The sequence below is a fragment of the Agrobacterium sp. 16-2014-1-2a genome (assembly GCF_053522705.1).
Genome location: NZ_JBNWBX010000009.1, coordinates 180,716 through 202,267 on the forward strand (window position 1 = coordinate 180,716; position 21,552 = coordinate 202,267).

Sequence of the window (21,552 nt, forward strand, 5' to 3'; positions counted from 1 at the left end):
GAGGCCTATTCTTCCACCGTCCCCGTCCCGTCGCTTGCTTCGGGCTCCTGTGGTCGCGCGCTTCGTGTAGATGTGGGATAGGCGCCCGCCATGCTGGCGAACTGGATGTCGTTTTGCGCAAAGGCATCCTTCAGCATCGAATAGGCCTTGCGGCGCACCATGGAGGATTGCCCGCCGGCGCGCAGCATCATGCCGAAACCAAGCGTCATCCCATATTCGCCGAATTGCTCCACGCCCTTCAGCTTGACGGTTTCGATCAGGAACGGTCCGAATTCCGGGTCTTCCTTCAGCGCCTTGCCGATCTCCTTGGTAATGGCCCGGACCTTGGCAATGTCAGTATCGAAGGCGACCGTGACGAGGAATTTGTCGATCGACCAGTCGCGGCTCATATTTTCGACGGCGCCGAGCGATCCGAACGGCACGGTGAAAATCGGGCCGCGATGGTGCCGCAGTTTGACCGAGCGGATGCTGAAGGATTCAACCGTGCCGCGATAGGAACCGCTCTGGATGTATTCGCCGACGCGGAAGGCGTCGTCGATCATGTAGAACACGCCGCTGATGATATCCTTGACCAGCGTCTGCGAACCGAAACCGATGGCGATGCCGAAGATGCCGGCGCTCGCCAGCAGCGGCCCGATATTGACGCCGAGTTCCGAAAGTGCCGTCATGACCGCAACCGCGGCGATGATGATGCCGAGCATGTTGCGAAGGATCGGCAGAATGGTCAAAAGCCGGTCATCTTGCGGCTGGCCCCCGCCCGTTTGGCCGCTCATCGGGTTGCCGGCGGGTGTACTCAACTCCAGCCGCCGTGCGATCATCGACTTGATCGCGATCCAGACGAGATCGGCAAGAAGCAGGATCAGCGCCCCGTGCAAGACGCCGACGACGATCGACGTCAGCAATGCGCCATCGGGCAGGGAATTCGGATGCGCGCGCACGAGGAAGATCAGCCACAGGATGGCAGTCCCGACGATTGCAAGCCGCACCCCTCGCTCGACCAGTACCGGGCGAAGATCACTTTCCCCATAGGTGCCGATGTCGGTTGCCAGCTTTCGCGCCGCGATGCCAAGCGTCGAGGCAAGGCCGGGCAGAACCAGCGCATAAAGCCCGATCCAGAACAGGACCCCGGCGCCGGCGAGCCGCAACCCGAAGAGGATGATGAGGCCAAAGATCAGCGCGACATCGATTGACCTAGCCCGCTCCGAGCCGGGATCGCCGACCGGACGACGCCAGATCCAGATGCATGCGAGCAGGAACAGCAGGCTGACCATGGCGGAGGACAGAAGCCCAAGCGTGTCACGCGGGACATCGAGATTCTCGAGCGTCCGGAGTAATGCCCAGAAGACGCCGGCAAGGGTCAGGAGCCATGTCCAGCGGACGATCCAGAAATCGCGCCGGGCATTGGCCTCGCGGCCAACGACCCGCCGCAGCAGGCCCGTGAAGGCAAAAAGCAGCGGCAACACGATGCTGGTTGCAAGCCAGGGCAGGAGAACGGCGCTCAGCAAAGGTGACCACTGGATGGCAAGGAACATGGCGGTGGCAGCAATGCCGTAGCCGAAGACGGGCAAAAGCCTCCGCGATACGACAGACGAGGCCTCCTTGCCGATATTCGCGCCGTTCCTGCGGGAGGCCTGCATCGCTATGATCCGGTTCGTGGCAATGCCGCCGGCAAGGCCCGCACCGAACAGGATGGATACATGCAGCAAAAAGACGGCTGTACCGTAGTTGCTGATCTCGTCGCAAAGCCTTCCCAGCGCCGCGATGATCTGCGTGGACATGCCGGGTAGGTCCCTTGCGAGGCGGCCTAAGTGTTCGCGCCGCTTGCTTGCCCATTGGTCGAGATCGCTCAACTGGCTCTGCGGCGTCAGTTCTGGCGGCTGCTCTGTCCCGGCGGCCGCAAGCTTCTGTGTGAGAAGGGCACGAACATCGTCCTGTCCCAGAAGCTGTAGCAACTGGTCGACTTTCTGCTCTGTCGTCTGTTCCGTAGGGGCCGGTCTCGCTGGCGGCGGCAGTTCCTGCGCAGCTAGGCTCGCCGCGCCCAGGACGAAAACTGCGATGGCAGCCGCCATCAATCGGAAAAGGGAGGGAAGGGTGGTCATCGGTCCGCTCCACACCATCCAGGCAGATGCCGCGCATCGCGCGAGCGTGCCAGTTGCATCGCTTCCTCCACAGCGTCCTCGAAGGAATGTCGCAGCTTCTTGCCACCCACCCGGCGGCGCAGGAAATCCGCCCAGAGGAATTCACTGAAGGGAGCGTCTATTTTGGCAAAACCGCCAGCGTCGCGAACCGCGCCGGCCAGCGCGCGGAAGGGATCGTCCTTGAGATCGACGATCCGTTTGGGAAGGTTTTCGATGGGATGGCGCACGCCATCCACGTCGAAAGGATAGACGAAGTTGCGATGGTCCATCACCGACCAGAATTCCTGGCGGGCGAGATGGGAAAGATCGGCTACGATACTGGTCAGGACATGTTTCACGCCTTCCTCATGCAAAGCCAAAGCGAGGTGGTGGTGGTCCACCAGATAAAGACGTTGTTTGTGACCAAGGACGACGGGCACCATGTGGTGTCCGAGGAAGTCGGCTCCCTTTTCCTCACGGATGGCGGCCCATTGCCGGCGCTTGTCCTCCACCTCGCGCAGACCGACTGTCATCTGCGTTGGTTTGAGTGAGGTGATTTCAACCGGGGTCAGATGCGGTTCAAGATTGTGTGGCACGGCTGTCCTTCCGATGCATGGCCGCCGTCACGGCATCATCGACACTGAAATTGCTGCGTGCCACCATGTCGGATCCGCCGCCGACAAGCAGCAGATCCTTCACATGGTCGTGCATGCGCGCATAATAGACCACGATGCTGCTGCGCTGCATCGCTGCATCGAACTCCAGCAACGCATCAAGCGCGGTGGAATCCAGTTCGAATGTTTCCTCAAGGCTGACAATTGCGATGTGCAGTTCCGGCCGCGCAACGATGTATTTGGTAACGGCGGCAAGGATCGGTTCCGCATTGCCGAAGAAAAGCGGCTGTGCGGGCCGGAGAATAATCATGCCTGACACATCCTTCGCATCCGGGTGGCGTTCCATGTCGACAAAGTCATGGCTATCGCCCAGCCGGCCAAGATGCATGACATGCGGTAGGGAAAGCCGGCGAACGAAGACGGCAAAGGAAAGGGAGACGGCGACAAGCATGCCGTTCAGCACACCGAAGGCAAGTACGCCGGCTGCAGCGGCAAGTGCCAGATAGGCGTCGTTGCCGAGCCGCCATAAACGGATGATCGGCGCGGGGTCGAGCGCATGCAGCAGCGCCACGGCGATCACGGCGGCAAGGACTGCTTCCGGGATGAAAGCGAACCAGCTGGCGGCGAGCAGGCTGAGGACCGCCAGGCCGATTGCGGCGATGGCAGAGGCAAGCCGGCTTTGCGGCCCAACCGCCTCGCTTGCTGCGCCTGCGGAAAAACCCGCACCAACCGGCATGCCCTGCATGGCGGCGCTGGCGACATTGGCAAGCCCGAATGCTCTGAGTTCGCGATTGGAATCGACAATTTCGCCATGGCGAAGCGAAAAGCTTCGGATGGTGCCCCATGATTCCGCAAATAGGATGAGGACGAGTGGCGGCGCGAAGCGGGCAACATGCGCGACATCGTCGAGCGACACCGAAAACGGGCCGGCCCATATGCCGGCAAGATCGATCTGGCCGACGACGGCGACGCCCCGACTTTGAAGGTTGAGCAGGATCGAGATGGCAATTCCTGCCACGATGACGACGAGGCTGCCGGGAATGGCGGGGCGCCTGCGCAGGAGAAGCAGCACGGCGAGTGCCACAACGCCGACGGCGATGCTTTCAAGGCTCCAGTCCTGCGGGCGGGAGAGGATTTGCAGGAGAATGGAAAGCGGCTCGCCCGACTGCGCCTTTATCCCGAAGAGGCTCGGCAATTGCTTTATGGTGATCAGAATGGCGAGGCCGAAGGCAAAACCGCGCAGCACGGGGCGCGAGATGACACTCGACAGGGCGCCGAGCCGCGTGGCAGCCGCAAGCAGAAACAGCAGGCCCACCAGAGCGACCGTAATGGCAACGAGCAGCATCTTTTGCGCTGGTGTGACCGAGAGCGTCGCAAGCATTGCCGCCAGGATTGCGGCGGAGGAGGATGTGGGCGAGACGACCGCAAAACGGCTCTGGCCAAAAATGGCATAGACGATGCAGCCCATGATGGCGGCAAGGATGGCGTGCTGGGCCGGAACGCCGGCAATCCCCGAATAGGCGATCGCTTCCGGTAACATCAGGCCGGCAATCGACAACCCCGCCACCACATCGCGCCGGTTGAGTGTCATGGGCATGGAATTGCAACCGCATGGGCGGTGATAAGGGCAAGGACAATTCCACCGGTTAAGATCACGATTCTCCACATGTTCCCGCGACGCGATGAAGGTTCACCCAATGCGCATACGAGTCAAAGTTTAAATAGCGCCCCCGAAATATTTCGGCTCTTCCGGATGTTGCTTAACGCTGGAGATCGTCCGGCAAGCAGGACGAGCGCCATTTCGGCCAGGCCGCTTCAGCCACCATACTGATCGTCCGTGACGTGCTCCATCCAGTCCACGACCTTGCCGTCTTTCACTTCCTGAAGCGCGATATGCGTCATGGCGACATCGGGTGCCGCCCCGTGCCAGTGCCTTTCGCCCGGTGCGAACCACACGGTATCGCCGGGGCGGATTTCTTCCACGGGGCCACCCTCGCGCTGCACCCTTCCAAACCCTGAAACCACGATCAGGGTCTGTCCGAGCGGGTGCGTGTGCCATGCGGTTCGCGCGCCTGGTTCGAAGGTGACCTGAGCGCCCTGAACCCGCTCTGCATCGAACGGGTTGAACAGAGGATCGATACGGACCGTGCCGGTAAACCATGCCTCGGGGCCTTTGGTTGAGGCCCGTGTTCCCGCGCGCAATATTTCCATGGTCATTCTCCTGACTGGTATCGTGTGGGGGGATTTGAAGCGGTAATGCCTCTCTTGTCCACTGGCGAGTGAAAATTCAGTCAGGCCGCATCGACCCTTGGTCACGGGTGACAGGAACCGGATCTCCGCTATGCCGAGACCCGGTTCCGCCTAAGCCAAAGCGTCAGCCGATCTGCGCGTTGTCGTCACGCTTGATGGCGATAACGGTGGAGCGCGGCAGCTTGCCTTCGCCATCCGGGAAGGGGGCGTCGGGGTGCTGGATGCCGACGAAGTGGGTACGCTTGTCGCCGGACCATGTCTGGCCGGTAACTTCGGAACCCTTCGGCGCGGTCAGGAAACGCTCGATACGGCCGGTGGCCGGATCGCCTGCCAGCATCTGGTTATTGCCCTGGCCGGCGAAGTTGCCCTCGTTGCTGTCCTCTCCGTCGGTCTGGATCCAGAGGAGACCGGTCGAATCGAACATCATGCCATCGGGCGAGTTAAACATGTTGCCTTCGTTGATGTTCGAAGAGCCGGCATAGGCATCCTTGTGAACGGTGGGGTTGCCGGCCATGCAGAACAGGTCCCATTTGAATCTGCCGTCCGCGTGATCGTCGTTTTCCGGGTACCAGCGCACGATCTGGCCGTATTCGTTCTTTTCGCGCGGGTTGGCAGCATTGATCGCCATGGCGTCGCCGCCAGCATTGGCGCGCAACTTGCCGTCTTTCATTTCGCCGCGACGGCTGTTGTTGGTAAGGGCGCAATAGGCTTCGATGGCGACCGGGTTGATGGCGACCCATTCCGGGCGGTCCATCGTTGTCGCGCCCACCTTGGAAGCGGCCTGACGCGTGAAGACGCAGATTTCATCGATCTTCATGCCTGTCGTCTCAGGCGTGAGAGCCAGCCATTCACCAGCGCCGTCGTCCGAGAACTTGGCGACGTAGAGAGTGCCTTCGTCTAGCAGTTTCGAGGTGTCGCCACCGGGCACGTAAATGCCGTTGGAGACGAATTTGTAGAGGAATTCGCCACGCTCGTCATCGCCCATGTAAACCACCACGCGGCCGTCACGCGCGATCACCACAGCGGCGTTTTCGTGCTTGATGCGGCCAAGGGCGGTGCGCTTTATCGGGGTGGAGGAGGCGTCCGAAGGATCGATCTCAACCACGTAACCGGCGCGGCGCGGCTCGTTGGGGTTCTTGGCGACATCGAAACGCGCATCGAACTTCTCATAGGCGTAACGGGTCTCGGCGACGATACCGTAGCGCTTGTAGTCATCCGGCAGCTTGAAGGTGGCATCAGTGGTGCCGAAATAGCCGTTGAAGTTTTCCTCGCAGGTGAGGTAGGTGCCCCAGGGCGTGCGGCCGGCGCCGCAATTGTTGAAGGTCCCCAGACAGTCGACACCCTTCGGATCTGCGGCGGTCTTGACGAGGTCCGAGCCTGCGGCCGGGCCGGAAAGCTTCATCGGGGTGTTGTGGTGAATACGGCGGTTGAACGGGCTGTCGAGAACGATTTCCCAGCCTCCGGTGCCTTCCGCAACTTCCATGACGGTGACGCCCTGCATGTTCTGCAGGATCTTGACGTCGTCGGCCGTTTTCGGGTTGCCCTTTTCGGCATGCGGCAGGTTGGTTTCGGGGTTTACATATTCATGGTTGACGGCGATCAGCTGGTGATTGCCGACCATGAACAGTTCCATGCCGTCAGTATTTTCGCCGAAGACCTTGTCGGAGTTTTCAACGCTGACACCCTTGGCAGGGTCGAGGTCGGGCACGTTGGAGAACAGCGGCTGGCCCCACTTGGCGACCGGCTTCCAGCTGTAGCCTTCCGGCACGTGAATGGTGTGGTCGGTCGCGGCAGCCACCGGCTTGAAGGGGAAACGGCCGGCTGCCGCTTCCTGCGCTTCCGCCGAGGTGCTGGTCATCAGGTTGCCGAGCGTGCCCATGGCTGCTGCGGCCGAACCGAAGGCAAGCACGCCACCGAGAAAGCCGCGGCGGGAAATCGCGGTCTCGACCACGCGGTCGAAATCGGTTTCGGCCGGCGGCGGGTTTTGCAGCTCGTCCCACGCATCCCAGGAAAGCTTGCTCGTATCGATGTCGGTCATATCGTATCTCCACCGTTGCATGTTTGGAATCATTCCAACACGGTGCGTACCGTTTCAGTGTTTCACACAAATGACGGAAATAACGACTTTAAATATGATCTTCACAGGAAAGGATTCTGTATTTTTCCCTTAATGCGGGAGAAGGATACGGGTGAGCAAAAAGCCTTCGAAGCGGCAGAAGTGGAAAGGAATGTCCGTTCCCTTGCGCCACTCGCCGCTGATGTCGGTCGTCAGCCGAAGGGATGCTGAACCGCACTCTTCATAGCCGGATAACTCCGCCGCCTCGAAAAAGAACGAACGTCTGACGGTCGGATAAAGCGCTTTGAACAGGCTTTCCTTGGCCGAAAAGATCAGCCCGGTCATGAAGGGATCGATGTCGTTTCCAAGACTGAGGCGTTCGTTTGCGGTCAGTACCTGCGGGGCAATATCGCGAGCTTCCTCCTCGCTCAGAAGCCTTTCGATATCGATGCCAATGCCGCAGAACCGCTCGGAAGAGCCGGCAAGCGCAATTGCCCGCTCGTGGCTGTGGGAAATCGCGCCGACCACGCCTTCGGGCCAGATAGGGGCGCGATCCTCTCCCATGCCGGGAAAGGCGGCGCGGCCGGTTAGACGGCGTATGGCTTCGGCAGCACATCTGCGCCCGGCGATAAATTCCGCCTTGCGTCTGGGCGCAGCGCGCAAAAGCTGCGGCGGCAAGGGAGGGACCTTGCCGCCGCGCCCTTCTTCGGCGCTGTAATGAAGGGTGACGCAATGACAATCGCATCTGTCGTCCGGCCAATGCCAGATGGCCTCGGGTGGATCGCCGGAAACAGCTTCGCCGTGAAACGCCGGCGCGTTGGCCATATCTGTCATCCTCATCACGCGGACCGATGCTCAGGCGGCAAGCGTGGCGCCGCCATCGACCACGATCTGCTGCATCGTCACATGGCCTGCCTGATCGGAGGCGAGGAACAGCACCGTGTCGGCGATGTCGTCCGGCCGCGCGATCTTGCCCAGCGGAATGCCGAGCTTGAACTGCTCGGGAAGACCGGCGACCAGTCGCTGTTTGCCGCTGGGATCGTTCAGCATGCCGGCCAGCATCGGCGTATCGGTGGAGCCGGGTGACACCACATTGCAGCGCACGCCATAGGGCGCGAGTTCAAGTGCTGCACAATGGCTGAGGCTGACGAGTGCGGCCTTGGAGGCACAATAGGCGAGCATGCCGATGCGCGGTACAACGGCGGCGTTGGAGGCGATGTTGACGATTGCCCCCCGCCGCTGCCGCTTGAAGACGCCGCTCCATTGCCGCAGCATGTAGAACGGCCCCGCAGCATTGACATCCATGCAGGCGTTCCAGTCCTGCGGCGTCAGGCTTTCGCTGTCGCCGAGCCGGAGGATGCCGGCGGCGTTGACGAGAATGTCCAGCCCGCCCCATTCCTTCTCGATCGCCTTGCTCGCCGCCTCCACTGCCGCCGCGTCTGTGATGTCGAGCGTGATCTGGCGGAAGGTTGCATCGGTTGCATCGGCAATGAGGTCAAGGCCGATGACCTCGGCCCCTTCCTCGGTGAAACGCTCGGCGATGCGGCGGCCGATGCCCTGCGCGGCACCCGTCACCAGCACGCGCCGCCCGTTAAATCTGTTCTGCATCATCTTGTCCGTCCGCTCAGGCCGCGAGCCGCTTTTCTTCGATCAGCGCCCACCAGGCAGAAAGCGTCGGTACGCGGGCAAGCTCTTCGAAGCCCACGATGACGCCGCGTTCCTTCAGTTCGCCGGCAAGCTTCATCACCTGCAGCGAATCCAGCCCATAGAAGATCAGGTTCTCATCCGGGTCGATGTCGCTCTCGTCCTCCACCATTTGCAGGACGCGGGCCTTCAGCCATTCGCTGATATCGGTGGTCTCTCCCGCGCCGGCAAGGCTTTCAGTGTCGATCACCACGCCGCAGCGTGTTGCCACATATTGCAGCGCCATGCGGTGTTCGGCTTCGGAAAAATCGGCGACGGCATCACCCAGCATGAAGGGCTGAATATCCTTCATGAAGGCTTCAACAGCCGTCATCATGCAGCCGATATGGGCATAGACGCCGCCGATGATGATCTGGTCGCGGCCCCACCCCTTCATACGCTCGGCAAGGTCTGAACGCTGGAAGGCGCTGTAGCGCCATTTGGTCAGCACCACATCGTCGGGCGTCGGCGCAAGCTTGTCCACGACCTTCTGCAACTCCGGGTCGACCACGGTCAGGCCCGGTCCCCACATGTCGTTCAGAAGCGCGCGGTCGGCGGCAGGCTGATCGTGCGGCTGGGCGGTGTAGATGACCGGCACGCCGTTCTGAACCGCCCATGCCTTTACCTTTGCAAGATTGTCGATGAGGGTTGTCATCAACCTGCCGTCGGCCTCGTAGAACCGCAGGAAATAACGCTGCATGTCGTGGATGAGCAGCACGGCGCGCTTGGCGTCCGGCTGCCATTTGGTCTTGTTGGCCGGAAAGCTTGCTGCGACCGGCATCGGATAATCGGAAATGGTGGGGATCGTCATATTGACCTCGATAGTTTGGCGCATCGGCATGGGCGACACGCAATTTTCAAATGGTTGAGGCGTGCACGCTCCGTTACGCCGGGATTGGCGCTGCGAGCATGTCGCGCAGACGTTTCTTGTCGATCTTGCCGACGGCAGTAAGCGGCATGGTGTCGATGAAACGCACCCGATCCGGCAGCTTGTAATCCGCAACACCCAGACCAGAGAGATGCTGGCGGATGGTCGGTGCCTTGAGAGCGGGATTGCGGGAAACGACGAAGACGCAGCTTTTTTCACCGAGGAGTTCGTCCTGCATCGCCACCAGTGCGGCATGCGTCACATCCGGATGCCGCAGGATCAGGTTTTCCACCTCTTCCGATGCGACTTTCTCGCCGCCGCGATTGATCTGGTCTTTCACCCGGCCAACCACCCGCAGGTAACCTTCGGGCGTACGCTGAACGACATCGCCGGAATAATAAAAACCCTGGTTGTCGAAGACGCGCGCGCTGTGCTCGGCGGCGCGGTAATATCCGCGAAACGTATAGGGGCCGCGCGTCGCCAGCATGCCGGCTTCGCCTTCTGGAACGTCGTTGCCGTCCTCGTCAACGATGCGGATCTCGTCATCCGGGCTGATCGGCCGCCCTTGCGTGGTGAAGACAATATGGTCGGGATCACCGGCGCGGGTATAGTTCACCAGACCTTCCGCCATGCCGAAGACCTGCTGGAGGGCGCAACCCAGCACCTGCGGCACCTGACGCGCTAAAGCTTCAGCAAAGCTTGCGCCGCCGACCTGCAGCAGCTTGAGGGATTTCAGCCGTTCGCGATGGGCGGGCGCCACCTGTAACCACAGGGCCACGGCCGGCGGCACCAGAGGCACAATGTCGATGCCATGTTTTTCGATGAGGTCGAAGCAGGCAAGCGGCTCGGGATTGGCCGCCATTACCACGGTGCCGCCAGCGTGGAACACGCCAAGCGCACCCGGCGAACTCATGGGGTAATTATGCGCCACCGGAATGGCGCAGAGGAAACGGGTCTGCGGCGTCAGCTCGCAGATTTCCGCACTGGCCCGGGCGCTGTAGTCATAGTCGTTATGCGTGCGGGGGATCAGTTTCGGCGTTCCGGTGCTGCCGCCGGAAAGCTGGAACAATGCTACCTCATCGGCTGCCGAAGGGCCGTAATGCGGCGCATTTTCGGCGGGTGATGAGAGCCATTGTTCGAGGCTGCGCTGCGGTTCCGTCTCACCAAGCAGCAGCGTCACGGCAAGCCGCGGAGAGGTGAGCTTCAGCGCCTCCAGAAACGTGTCATTGGCAAAAAGCTCGTGGGAACGCGAGCCGATCACCAGCTTTGGCGCAATCTGTTCCGCATAGGAGGTCATTTCCAGCCGACGATGGCTGAAAAGCGCATTGACGGGTGCAGCGCCGATTTTCATCAGAGCGAAAAAGACGAGATAGAACTCCGCGATATTTGGTAATTGCACCAGTGCCGTATCGCCCCTGCCGATCCCGGCGGCAGCCAGATGCCCGGCAAGATTGGAAGATTGCCGGTCGAGATCGGCATAGGTGAAGCGGCGGTCGCCGCCGATCAGCGCGGTCGCGTCCGGCCGAAGTTCCACCTGCTGGGTGAGGATGTCGCTGAGCGGTCTGTCGATCCAGTAGCCGCGGTCGCGGTATCGGCGCGCCAGATCTTCGGGCCAGCGTTCAAATTCGATTGTCATGGTGTGTCCCTGGGAAAATTAGGCAGAAAGACCGCAGGCGTTCAGCATGGTCTTGAGCTTGGTCTGCACCTCGGCCCATTCGGATTCGGGTTCCGAGGCTTCAACGATGCCGGCGCCTGCGAACAGCCGCACGGTTTGCCGTTGCACGGTGCCGCAACGGATTGTCACCACCCACTCGCCGTTACCCTCGGCATCCGTCCAGCCGACCATGCCGGTGAACAGCCCACGCTCGAAAGGCTCGACGAAGCGAATAAGCCTGCGGGCACGCTCGGTGGGGAAACCGCAAACAGCAGGTGTGGGATGCAGCAGGCACGCGAGTTGCAGCGCATTGGTCTCGGGATCAGCAAGGCGACCCTCGATGCGCGTCGAAAGATGCCAGAGAGCGGCCGTGTTGATGAGGGAGGGCTTTTCGGGAACGTCGATTTCAGTGCAGCAAGGCGTAAGCAGCGAGCGTATATCCTCGATCACGAGGCTATGCTCGTAATGGTCTTTTTCCGAAGCCGAAAGCCGGTCTGCATTGGCCTTGTCCGCCACCGGGTCAGCCATGCGTTTTGCTGAGCCCGCGAGCGGGTTCGAGATGACTTTTTCACCCTGCTTGCGGATGAGGAGTTCGGGGCTCACGCCGATCAGATCGCCGCCATCGGGCAGCGGAATGCGGAACTGGTAACCCTCGCGGTTCTGTTTGGCGAGGCTGGCCAGCAATCTTTCGACATTGACCTCGGATGCGAAGGTCAGTTCGCGCATGACCGAAAGCACTGCCTTGCGGACATCGGAATGGCGGAAATTGACGATGGCATGCTCGACGGCGCGCTTGAAACCATTTTCATCGGGCAGGCTGTTTTGGCCGACAAGCGCTGGCATGGCCGAATCAGTCGAGATCGAAGCGGCACCCTTTGGATTCCACTCATGGTTGTTGGGGATATATAGGCAGGATGGCTCGTTGACGTCGAAGGGGATGGCGCCAATGGCGATGGGATTGTCCTGTCCGGCCCTGCGCGCCCTCTCAAAAGCGGCCTTTATCGCCTTCTGCAAAGGGCTTCCCGCGTCTTCGGCGCCATGGGCAGGAATCGTTATCCTTTCGCTAATGCCTCTGGCACGCAGTTCGCCCGAGCCAGAAGTGAACAGAAATTCTCTATCAAAATCAGTAATTTCGTCGGAATCGACGTCATTCGTCCTGAGTGCTCCCGTTTTCATGGGATGCCTCCTGTGCGAGTGGTTGACGGTGGCTTATACTTGATTATGATAATCATGTTTTGTCAATCGGTGCAAATTCACATGCTAAATTTAACCCCCATGCAGGTTGCCTACTGGGTTGGCCGAGAGGCGGACGGGATACTCGGAAAAGTTACGCCGCATCTCTATCTCGAGTTCGAAGGCAGGGGGCTGGAGGCGGAAAGACTGGCCGTCGCGGTCGAAAGGCTTTGCCGGCGTCACCCCATGCTCAGCCTCAGGATCGATGCGGAAGGGCGACAGACGGTGGACCCCGCCGGCCGGCCGCTCGGCCTCGACGTGGAGGACATGGCGTCTCTCAATGAGGAGGCGCTTGCGCACCGTCTTGCCACCAAACGTGAGGCGTGGAGCCATCGCCAGATCGATCTGCGCGTTGCCCCACCGGCGGCAGTATCGCTCAGCCTGCTGCCCGCAGGTCGCGCCAGGCTGCATTTGGATACCGACATGCTGGCCATCGATCCCGCCAGTATGCGTATCGTGCTGGAAGATCTCGCCCGCTTTTATGAAGCCGACGCGGACGAACTCGAGCCATTGGGGGATACACCACCATCGTTTTTCAGCTGGGCGGAAAGTCTTGCATCCGATCCGGAACTCAAAGCCCAGCGTGAAAGGGACCGGCTGTGGTGGCGGCAACATATTGCCGATATTCTGGAGGCACCGCCATTGCCGTTTTTGCCCGAGGACCCGTCACGCGCCGTTCACACCGATCGCCTTGCAGCAAGACTTTCTCCGGCTGAACGCAGCAGTCTGGAACGGATGGCGCGGCGCTGCGGCGTGACCACGTCGACCCTGTTGCTTGGTGTCTTTGCAATGGTGCTTTCGCAAGCGACGAATACGGAAAAGTTCCGGCTTTCCGTGCCGGCTTTCTGGCGCGCGCCGCTGGTGGAAGGGGTCGATGCCATCGTCGGCGAATTCTCCAATGTGCTCATGCTTGGCGTTGATATCCGGCCTGAGGAGAGCCTTGAGCGACTGCTTGGACGGCTGTTCGGAGAAATGAACGGGCTTCTGGCGCACCAGTCCTATCCCGGGGTCAGCGTCATGCGCGACCTTTCCCGCCTGCGCGGCGGTTTGCAGACCTCACCGGTTGTCTTTACCGCGGGTGTCGATTTGCCCGGGGGCGAGTTGTTTTCGGAAAATGTGGGGCGCGTGTTCGGCCCGATGATCCACACCGTCTCGCAGGGGCCTGGAGTTGCGCTGGATGCGCAGGTCGCAGCGCTCGATGGCGGGCTTTTGATCAACTGGGATGTGCGGCTCGATGCGCTGCCGGAAAGCTGGCTGCGAGCCCTGTTCGACGCCTATACCGCCCGTCTTCGCCACCTTGCCACCAGCCCTGATCTCGTTTCCGAGACCGTGGAGCGATTAGGCTTGCAAGCGCCTGAAGCGACAGTGCAGACAAAAGGAAAATCCATGGAACGGCCACTCTCAGCCTTGCAAAAGGCCTATCTGCTCGGTCGCGGCACCCATCTGCCGCTGAGCGGCGTGGCGATGCAGGAGTTCCGCGAATATCGCGGCAATATCGATCCGGCATTGCTTCGCTCGCGCCTCACCGCAATGGTCGAGCGGCATGAAAGCCTGCGCACCCACATCGATGAGCGGCGTCTGGTGCAGGTGGTCTCGAATGAGCCGAAGCTAAACCTTGATATTGTTGATCTTTCGCACCTGTCCGCTGCCGAAGCCGAACAGCGGATCGGCACCGTGCGGCAGGATTTCTCCCATGCCAATTTAGATCTTGCCGCTTCTCCCTGGCAGGTCACGGTCTTTCGTCTGCCGGAGGTTGCGGTGGGGGACAGCGTGGCGGTCTTCCTGCGCTTCGACGCCCTCATTCTCGACGGACGGGGAATAGCCAGCCTTGCGGCGGAACTCTTCGACGATGTCGTGCCGCCCGCATCAACCGTAGCAAACATCGCCGCGCAGCAGGATATCGCAGCGGCCCGCGCCGAAGATGCCGCCTATTGGGCGGAGAAACTTGAGGGTGCGGAAGTGCCCTCGCAACTGCCTTGGAAAGCCCCGCTCGAAACCATTGCCGTTTCGCGTTACAGCCGCCAGAGCCTGACCGTGGAAAAACAACGCTTTACCGCCTTTTCACGGATCGGCGCGAAAGAGCGGCTGTTCAAGAATTCTGCGCTGACGGCGGTAATCCTCGATGTGCTGTCGCTTTGGCTGAACGAAGGTGCCCTCGTCGTCGGCATTCCCGTCGCCCCGCAGGTGGAAGGCACCTTTGCCAATCGCTCGAGCTTCATCGCGCTCAAATGGGACGCGGCCAAGGGCGATTTTGCGGAGCGTGCCGCAGCTTTGCAAACGGATGTGCTTGAGGGCCTCAATCATCTGGCTTTTTCAGGGATCGATCTCAATCGCATCCTTCTCAACGCCAATCCCGGCGGGCTCGCCCTGCCTGTCGTCATCACCAACGGCCTCTCATGGCCGACGCTTTCGCAAGCTTCCACGCTTCGTTGGACGGACGGGCTGACCCAGACACCACAGGTGGCGTTGGATTTCCGGTTTTCGCAAAACCCGGATGGCGATCTCGTCCTCGATATCGATTATGCGGAGCAGGCGATCGATGCCGGAATGGTGGCTGGCATTCTCGGCGCCATAGAGCGTGCGATTACCGCGATCACCGCCAGCGGGACGTTTTCGATGAATTTCCGCGAGATCGTCGACCTGTCTCACTATCGGCTGAATGGCGACGAGCGGAACTTCGTCTGCCCGCCATTCCTGGAACGGATCGCCTCGCATCTTTTCGAAGGAGACGGATCGCGCACGGCCCTGATCAACGGCGAACGGCGCATCTCCTATCACGAACTTGGCGACGCGGTGGCGCGGGCGATGGCGGGCCTTAAGACGCGCGGCATTGGCCGGGGCGATGTCGTAGCGGTGTGCCTGCCGCGCAGCCCGGAGCACACGGCCGTCACGCTGGCCGCTGCACTTATCGGCGCCATTTGGGTGCCGATCGATGCGAGCTCGCCGGAAGATCGCCTGCACTATCTGCTGACCAATTGCCGCCCGGCCATCATCGTTGCCCATAGCGTTCCTGAAGGATTCGACGCTGTCGGTCCCGAGGAGCTTCTCGCAGCGCCAGCCGCCTCCGGCGTGCCCGTTAACGCGGCGGAACTGGCGGTACTTTCAGCAAGCGAAGCACCCGCTTATTACCTCTACACTTCCGGCACGACAGGCAAACCGAAATGCGTCGTGCTCTCTAACAGGGCCACGGCCAATGTCATCGACAGTACGCTTTCGGAATGGACGGTGACGGAGAATGACGTCTTTATCTCCGTTACGCCCTTGCACCACGACATGTCGGTCTTCGATGTATTCGGCGCGCTTGCCGCCGGTGCGACGCTGGTGCTGCCGGAACCCGGCGAGGAAAAGGATGCGGTCCGCTGGAACGAGTTGGTGGCCGAACACGGCGTTACGCTGTGGTGCTCGGTGCCGGCGATCCTTGAGATGCTCCTGTCCTGCCGTCGTGGCGACCAGCTCGGCTCGCTCCGGCTCGTTGCGCAGGGCGGTGATTACATCAAGCCCGTGGTCATCGAGGAGTTGCGCCGGCTGAAACCCGAGCTTCGGCTGATATCGCTGGGCGGGCCGACGGAAACGACCATCTGGAGCATCTGGCACGAGATCGTGGCAGCCGATACCACGGCGATACCCTATGGACACCCTCTACCCAGCAATCGATATTTCATCCTCAACGATCAGGGCGGCCATTGCCCGGCGGGCGTTGTCGGACGCATCCACACAGTGGGCGTGAATGTGGCGATCGGCTATCTTGAAGATGGTGCCATTACCCAGACGGATTTCGTCACGGTCAGCGATCCCGGTGGACATGCGGTGCGCGCCTTCCGCACCGGAGACCGGGGCCGTTACCGGCCGGATGGCAAGATCATGTTCGCCAGCCGCGTCAACGGTTACGTCAAGGTGCGCGGGGTGCGGGTCTCGCTGCCGGATGTGGAAAATGAACTTATCCGCCACCCCTCCATCCAGCGTGTACTGGTGGTGGATTACGGTGCCGAGCAAAAGGGGGAGGCTGCTATCGGCGTGCTTTATGTTCCGATGCCCGACCTTGAGCTTTCCACCGCCGATCTGCGCAATTTCGCCCGCAGGCATCTGCCGGAATCGCATGTGCCCGGCCGCTTTCTCAATGTGGCCGATCTGCCGCTCTCGGCTAATGGCAAGCCGGATCGCCGCCGCGCCCGCGAATTGCTGACGGCAGCGGAACCGGCAAAGGCACCTGCGGCTGTAACAATCAAAGTCGCCGATCAGGGTGATCGCCGGGTGCTGGATATCTATCTCGGCGTGCTGGGCAAAAACCCGGCAAATGTGGACACGAGCAGCGATCTGCTGGCGCTTGGCCTTTTGCCTTCGCATCTGAAAACCGTCTCGGCCGAAATTCGCAGCGCCTTCGGCGTGGAGCTTTCGCCGCAGCAACTCCTGCGTTGCCGAAACGCCAAACAGGTCAGTTCGCTTTTACCCGCTTCGGCGGCATGAGCCGCATCATTGCGGCCAAAATTACGGAAATAATTCAAGGAAAAACAGATGGCGCATATCGATCCTGCCGGCGGCTGGCTTCCCCTGACCCAGCCGCAACTCGATTTCTGGGAGGAGTTTTCCTTCCATCCCGACGAGCCGGTCTCTACCGTCGCCCATTACATCGAGCTTTCCGGTGCCGTGAACGAAGGCGCCCTGCTTGAGGCAATCAGGCGCACCGTGCGCGAATCGGAAGTTCTGTCGATCCGTTTTCGCGTCGGTGAGGATGGTGAGACGCCGCAGCAATGCTGCGATCCGCTCCACGCTCCGATGGTCGAGCTTGTCGATCTCCGTGCCCATCCCGCGCCTTTCGAGGAAGCGCTGCGGCGCATGAACGCGGATGTCGAGGCAAGGCTTGATCTTCGAACCGACAAGCTCTCCGCCCAGGTGCTTTACCGCATCGCCGACGATCGCTACCTCTGGTATATCCGAGCCCATCATATCGTCGTCGACGGTTATGGTTTGACGCTGGTGGAGCAGCGCTGCGGGCAGCTTTACGGACACTATTGCGGCAAGGGCGGGGCGGGTCCGGGTTTCCATCCTTTTCCCAGTTTTCTTGCCGAAGAGGACGCTTACCGGCAAAGCCGCCGTTTCGAAAAGGACCGCGAGTTCTGGACGGCCTATCTCGCGCCGCCGGTGGATCTGCCCGTGCTGGACAAGGATTGCGAGGATTACGGTGGCGGCGGCCTGCATGCCGATGCGGGATTGCCGGAAGGTTTCAGCACAAGACTGCAACAGATATCCAGCGCACTGGAGATAGGCTGGCCGGACGTGCTGGTGCTGCTTTCAGGCCTTTATCTTCACCGCGTATTGCCGCGCCCGGATCGCGATGTGCTGACGCTGTGGCTGCCCTTCATGAGCCGCTGGGGCAGTGTCGGCGCGCATATGCCCGCCATGCTCGTCAATATCCTGCCTTTCCATCTGACGATAGAACCGCAGGAGAGCCTTGGTAGCTTCCTTGCGCGCAATGCCGCCAATCTGCGCCGGCAACGCCTGCATGGCCGCTACCGCATCGAACAGATCGCCGCCGATCGCAACATATCAAAGGGCCGGCGGTTTTTCTTCTCACCGCTTATCAACGTCCTGCCCTTCAGCGCGCCGGTATTTGCAGGGCTTGCCGTTATCAGACACATTCTCGCCAATGGTCCAGGCGACGGGTTCAACCTGACCTTCCGTGGCGAGGATGACGGCAGTGATCTGAACCTGCATATCGACGCGGATTCCGCACTGACCGAAGCCGACGATTTCGCGCGTTACTGCGAGGAGTTGCCGCTGTTTCTGGATGCCATGCTGCGCGACGAGGCGCTGGCGGTTCCGGCCGGAGAGGTTTCCGCGGCGTTCCGTCTGGCGGTTTGAGAAGCCGGGTACTCTGCAAGAAGGCGACGGAAATCTCTCTGCCGTCACTCTGCATTTGGTCGGGAGTGACTGGGTGCGGATGTGATAAACCCGGCTCCGTTATGCAAAACCCTGCCTGATGGGGTGACATGCTCTCCTCCCACCCAACGTCATCCTTGGGCTTGTCCCAAGGATCCAGTCACGTCCAAATAAAACCAGACGTCGCAGATGCTGGCGACAGGCCCGAGCATGTCGGAAGAGAGCTTTCAGGACATTTGTCAAAAAGCAAAAACCCGGTGCCGCCACACGGAGCCGGGTTTATTGGGCAGCCTGGCCAGCACTCAGGCCAGCGTGGTCAGCACACGGCCCGAAGCGCCTGCTTCGGCGAAACGGCTGAAGACGCCGCTGGTGGTCGTGCGCAGCCGGTCGACATCCTCGGGGCCGTAACGGTCGGAGCGGTAGCTCATCAACACGCGGATGGAGCGTTCGCCGCCAATCGTTTCTTCCATCACCTCGAATTGCAGCCCCAGCATGGATTCGTGCTTGTCGGGATCGATCTGGCGGAACTCGACGGCTTTGCCGTCCGGTCCTGTAAGAGTGCCGTTCAGCTTGTTCTTGGCGTGAATCTGGATGAATACCTCGAACAGATGATCTCGACCCGGTGTCATGCCAAGCGCCTCTTCGACGAGATCGATCGGGATTTCGCTGTGTTCAAGAGAGCCGTTGACCGTGTTCTTCACCGAGGAGATCAGTTCGCCGACAGTCATCTCCTCGCGGAAACGCACACGATGGGCAACGACCGTGGTGAAATAACCGATCGTATCGAAATAGCCGCTGTCGGTGCGCCCGGACGCCGATGTGCCGACCACCAAATCGCTCAACCCACCCAGATGTCGCAGCGATGCGGCGATGGCGGCATAAACGACGTTGAACAGGGAGGCGCTGTTCTGCTTGGCGATGGCGTAAAGTCCGTCGCTGACGTGTTTTTCCAGCTTGAACTCGATCCAGCCGCCCGCCGGCGCCTCGTCGTGTGCAGCATCTGTCGGCGTGCTGTTCTGTCCAGTGAGGACCAGGCCCTTCGGCGCGTCCCGCAGCATATCGGTCCAGTAGGCAAGGTGGTCGCCGTTGACGCCGGATGCCACCTGTTTTCTGGCGAATTCATGGAAGGGTGCGGGCTTGCTCGCAAAGACAGGGGCCTTGCCCGTGGCTCTTGCCCTATAGGCTTCGGTCAGCTCGTCCATCATCAGGTTCACCGACCATTCGTCCAGTACGATATGGTGGAAGAGGAAAGAGAGCACCTGGCCGCCGGTTTGCGGATTGCGCAGGAAACGCAGCCGCATCGGCAATTCACGGGCAAGGTCGAACCGCCAGGACGCTTCCGTGTGCCGGTCCACGCCTTCGCTTTCCTCGCTCGTCCAGAACCACTTGTAGCCGGGCAGGTCGTGCATCGGCACGATCTTTTGCAGAACCGTCCCATCTTCGACGTAAAAATGGGTTCGCAGGCCGGGATGACGCTCGATAATATCGAGGAATGCACATTCGAAAGCGCTCTCATCCACCGGATCGAGGAAATCGAGCGCGAAGGCGATGTTGAAAATCTCGCCGAAACCGAAGGCGGCATAGGCTTTCCAGAGCGACATCTGTGCCAGCGACAGCGGTGCCGTCAGCGAGCCGGTCGCGGTCGCTTCCGCCTGTGCAGGGGCGGCGGTTTCGAGACGCGTCGCCTGTTTTGCGAGCGATGCGGCGGTGGGATAGCTGAACAGGTCGTTGAAACGCAGCTCGATGCCGTGATTGCTCAAAAGGCGTCCGATGATGCGGGTCGCGATCAGCGAATGGCCGCCAAAATCGAAGAAATCGTCATCCGGTCCCATGTCTGGCGACGCAAGCGCTTCGCGGAATTCGGCAAGGATCGTTGCGGCAGTCTCGTCGTCGCTGGAGCGGGAGGCGGCGGGCAGGGATGCTGCAGCCTCCGGCCCTGCGGACGAGGTTTGATGCGTAATGCCGGAAAAATCCGCACCGCCTTCGAGATGGGCGATGAAACGCTCCAGCAGAAATGCCGTCGCATGCGGCGAGGCCTCCTTGCCGCCGGTCAGTTCCAGACGGATGTGGCCATCAACCGTGCTGCCGGCAGCGAGCGTCAGGCCAAGGCCGGACTGGAGAGAGGGGAGCGGCAGGCGCTCGAACCGGAGCCGCTCGACGGATGAGGTTTCAGCCGATGTTGCCAGCGTCTGAAGCGTGAAGGTGGCAACTTCGTCGTTGTGTTCGCCACGTCGGGCCAACCCAGCCAGAACGGCTTTTTCGGCCTCCTGCGGTGGCTGGCCACGTGAGATCGAGACGCGGGCGACCGCATCTGCCGGAAGCGGCAAGCCGGCCTCGCTCCCGGGTTGCAGGGGCAGGCGCAGGGTAACAGTGTCGAGATCGCCATTGGCCGCCAGAAAAAGCGCGAAACGGGCACCGGTGCGTGCCAGAAGCGCGTCCGTTGCGGCCGAACCGCCTAGCTCCAGCAGAGCGGCCGGAAGATAGACGCCGTGGCAGTGGCTCGCCGGCTTGGTCCCGTTATTTCGGAGAGAGACGACGGGCGTGCTGGAGGCCGGTCCTTGCAGCCAGGGGAGCGGAACTGGATTGACGATGGCGTTTTCGGTGATGAGTGGCGAAAGCGGCTTTGGTGCCTCGCCAGCATAGGCTGCGGCAATAGCGCCCAGCAAAATCTGCGGCGAGAGGGATTCGCCAAGCAGGCCATGCACCAGAAGCGCCAGCAGTACCTCTCCTTCGCTCAAGAGCACGATGGCCTGAAACGGCGGATCGATTTCCGCGTCGAACGGGCTTGCCTGAAGGTCGTGCAGAAGGGCCACCGCTTCGTCTTTCGATGCCGTCTGAAACAGTTGCACGAGAGATGCCGAAGGGGCCTCTACGCTCTTGGCAAGGGTGCCGTCTTCTCCAAAGGAAAACCGCACGCGCAGTTCGGGCCATGCCTCGCAAACCGTCTCCAGTGCCGATGTCAGGCGCAGAAGGTCGCTCTCGCCGCCGATGCGGTAGGTGAGAATATGCCGGAAGACCTGATCGGGGTCCTGAAACTGCTGGAACCAGACCCGCTCCTCATATTGGCTTGGCTGCGATCCGCTCCGTGGGGCTTCGTCCGCATTGTCGAAGGTTTGTTCGATGCGGCGCGCAAGCATGCGCGAATTATCTGCTGCCATGGTCCTCTCCTTGGAAGTATAATGTTGAGGTAGGTCGCGCTT

Annotated in this window: 13 protein-coding genes; 2 read left to right on the forward strand and 11 right to left on the reverse strand. The window is 61.0% G+C overall.

Translation table 11 applies throughout. The annotated features are described in order from the left end of the window. Window positions 1–5: 5 nt before the first annotated feature. From ACQZ45_RS22655 to ACQZ45_RS22700, 10 genes are all read right to left on the reverse strand, one after another. The gene (locus tag ACQZ45_RS22655) at window positions 6–2,099 is read right to left on the reverse strand and encodes a mechanosensitive ion channel domain-containing protein (RefSeq protein WP_448742563.1); all 2,094 of its coding nucleotides are present in this window, start codon (window positions 2,097–2,099) and stop codon (window positions 6–8) included. Then, complete coding sequence (locus tag ACQZ45_RS22660) at window positions 2,096–2,713, reverse strand: ParB-like protein (protein WP_115064536.1); 618 nt, start codon at window positions 2,711–2,713, stop codon at window positions 2,096–2,098. The genes ACQZ45_RS22655 and ACQZ45_RS22660 overlap by 4 nt, the downstream gene beginning before the upstream one ends. Then, entirely contained in the window at window positions 2,697–4,328 is a 1,632-nt protein-coding gene (locus tag ACQZ45_RS22665) for a SulP family inorganic anion transporter (protein ID WP_448742564.1), read from the reverse strand. Before ACQZ45_RS22665 ends, ACQZ45_RS22660 begins: the two co-directional genes overlap by 17 nt. Before the next feature lie 218 nt (window positions 4,329–4,546). After that, a complete protein-coding gene (locus ACQZ45_RS22670) occupies window positions 4,547–4,942 on the reverse strand; it encodes a (R)-mandelonitrile lyase (RefSeq protein WP_003518141.1) in 396 nt (131 codons plus the stop codon). Window positions 4,943–5,105: 163 nt separating this feature from the next. Further along, window positions 5,106–7,019 (reverse strand): PhoX family protein, encoded by a 1,914-nt coding sequence (locus ACQZ45_RS22675; RefSeq protein WP_013762272.1) that lies wholly within the window; start codon window positions 7,017–7,019, stop codon window positions 5,106–5,108. Window positions 7,020–7,148: 129 nt separating this feature from the next. Further along, window positions 7,149–7,862 carry a 4'-phosphopantetheinyl transferase family protein gene (locus ACQZ45_RS22680; protein WP_013762273.1) on the reverse strand — a complete coding sequence of 238 codons (714 nt, stop codon included), beginning with the start codon at window positions 7,860–7,862 and terminating at the stop codon, window positions 7,149–7,151. A 30-nt stretch (window positions 7,863–7,892) separates the two neighbouring features. Further along, a complete protein-coding gene (gene dhbA, locus ACQZ45_RS22685; RefSeq protein ID WP_035200133.1) occupies window positions 7,893–8,648 on the reverse strand; it encodes a 2,3-dihydro-2,3-dihydroxybenzoate dehydrogenase in 756 nt (251 codons plus the stop codon). A gap of 13 nt (window positions 8,649–8,661) precedes the next feature. Beyond that, on the reverse strand, window positions 8,662–9,531 hold the full coding sequence (locus ACQZ45_RS22690; RefSeq protein WP_013762275.1) for an isochorismatase: 870 nt from the start codon (window positions 9,529–9,531) through the stop codon (window positions 8,662–8,664). A 73-nt stretch (window positions 9,532–9,604) separates the two neighbouring features. Further along, on the reverse strand, window positions 9,605–11,224 hold the full coding sequence (locus ACQZ45_RS22695) for a (2,3-dihydroxybenzoyl)adenylate synthase (protein WP_035200135.1): 1,620 nt from the start codon (window positions 11,222–11,224) through the stop codon (window positions 9,605–9,607). Between the two features lie 18 nt (window positions 11,225–11,242). Continuing rightward, the gene (locus ACQZ45_RS22700; protein ID WP_013762277.1) at window positions 11,243–12,418 is read right to left on the reverse strand and encodes an isochorismate synthase; all 1,176 of its coding nucleotides are present in this window, start codon (window positions 12,416–12,418) and stop codon (window positions 11,243–11,245) included. A gap of 81 nt (window positions 12,419–12,499) precedes the next feature. On the opposite strand from ACQZ45_RS22700, the gene ACQZ45_RS22705 reads away from it, so the two are divergent. Both ACQZ45_RS22705 and ACQZ45_RS22710 read left to right on the forward strand, forming a co-directional pair. Further along, window positions 12,500–16,939: an amino acid adenylation domain-containing protein gene (locus tag ACQZ45_RS22705; protein WP_080671303.1), complete on the forward strand. Its 4,440-nt coding sequence runs from the start codon at window positions 12,500–12,502 to the stop codon at window positions 16,937–16,939. A 48-nt stretch (window positions 16,940–16,987) separates the two neighbouring features. Next, a complete protein-coding gene (locus ACQZ45_RS22710; protein WP_035200137.1) occupies window positions 16,988–18,334 on the forward strand; it encodes a condensation domain-containing protein in 1,347 nt (448 codons plus the stop codon). A gap of 320 nt (window positions 18,335–18,654) precedes the next feature. Here the strand turns inward: ACQZ45_RS22710 and ACQZ45_RS22715 are convergent, their stop codons facing one another. Continuing rightward, window positions 18,655–21,510 carry a condensation domain-containing protein gene (locus ACQZ45_RS22715; RefSeq protein ID WP_448742565.1) on the reverse strand — a complete coding sequence of 952 codons (2,856 nt, stop codon included), beginning with the start codon at window positions 21,508–21,510 and terminating at the stop codon, window positions 18,655–18,657. Window positions 21,511–21,552: the final 42 nt, after the last annotated feature.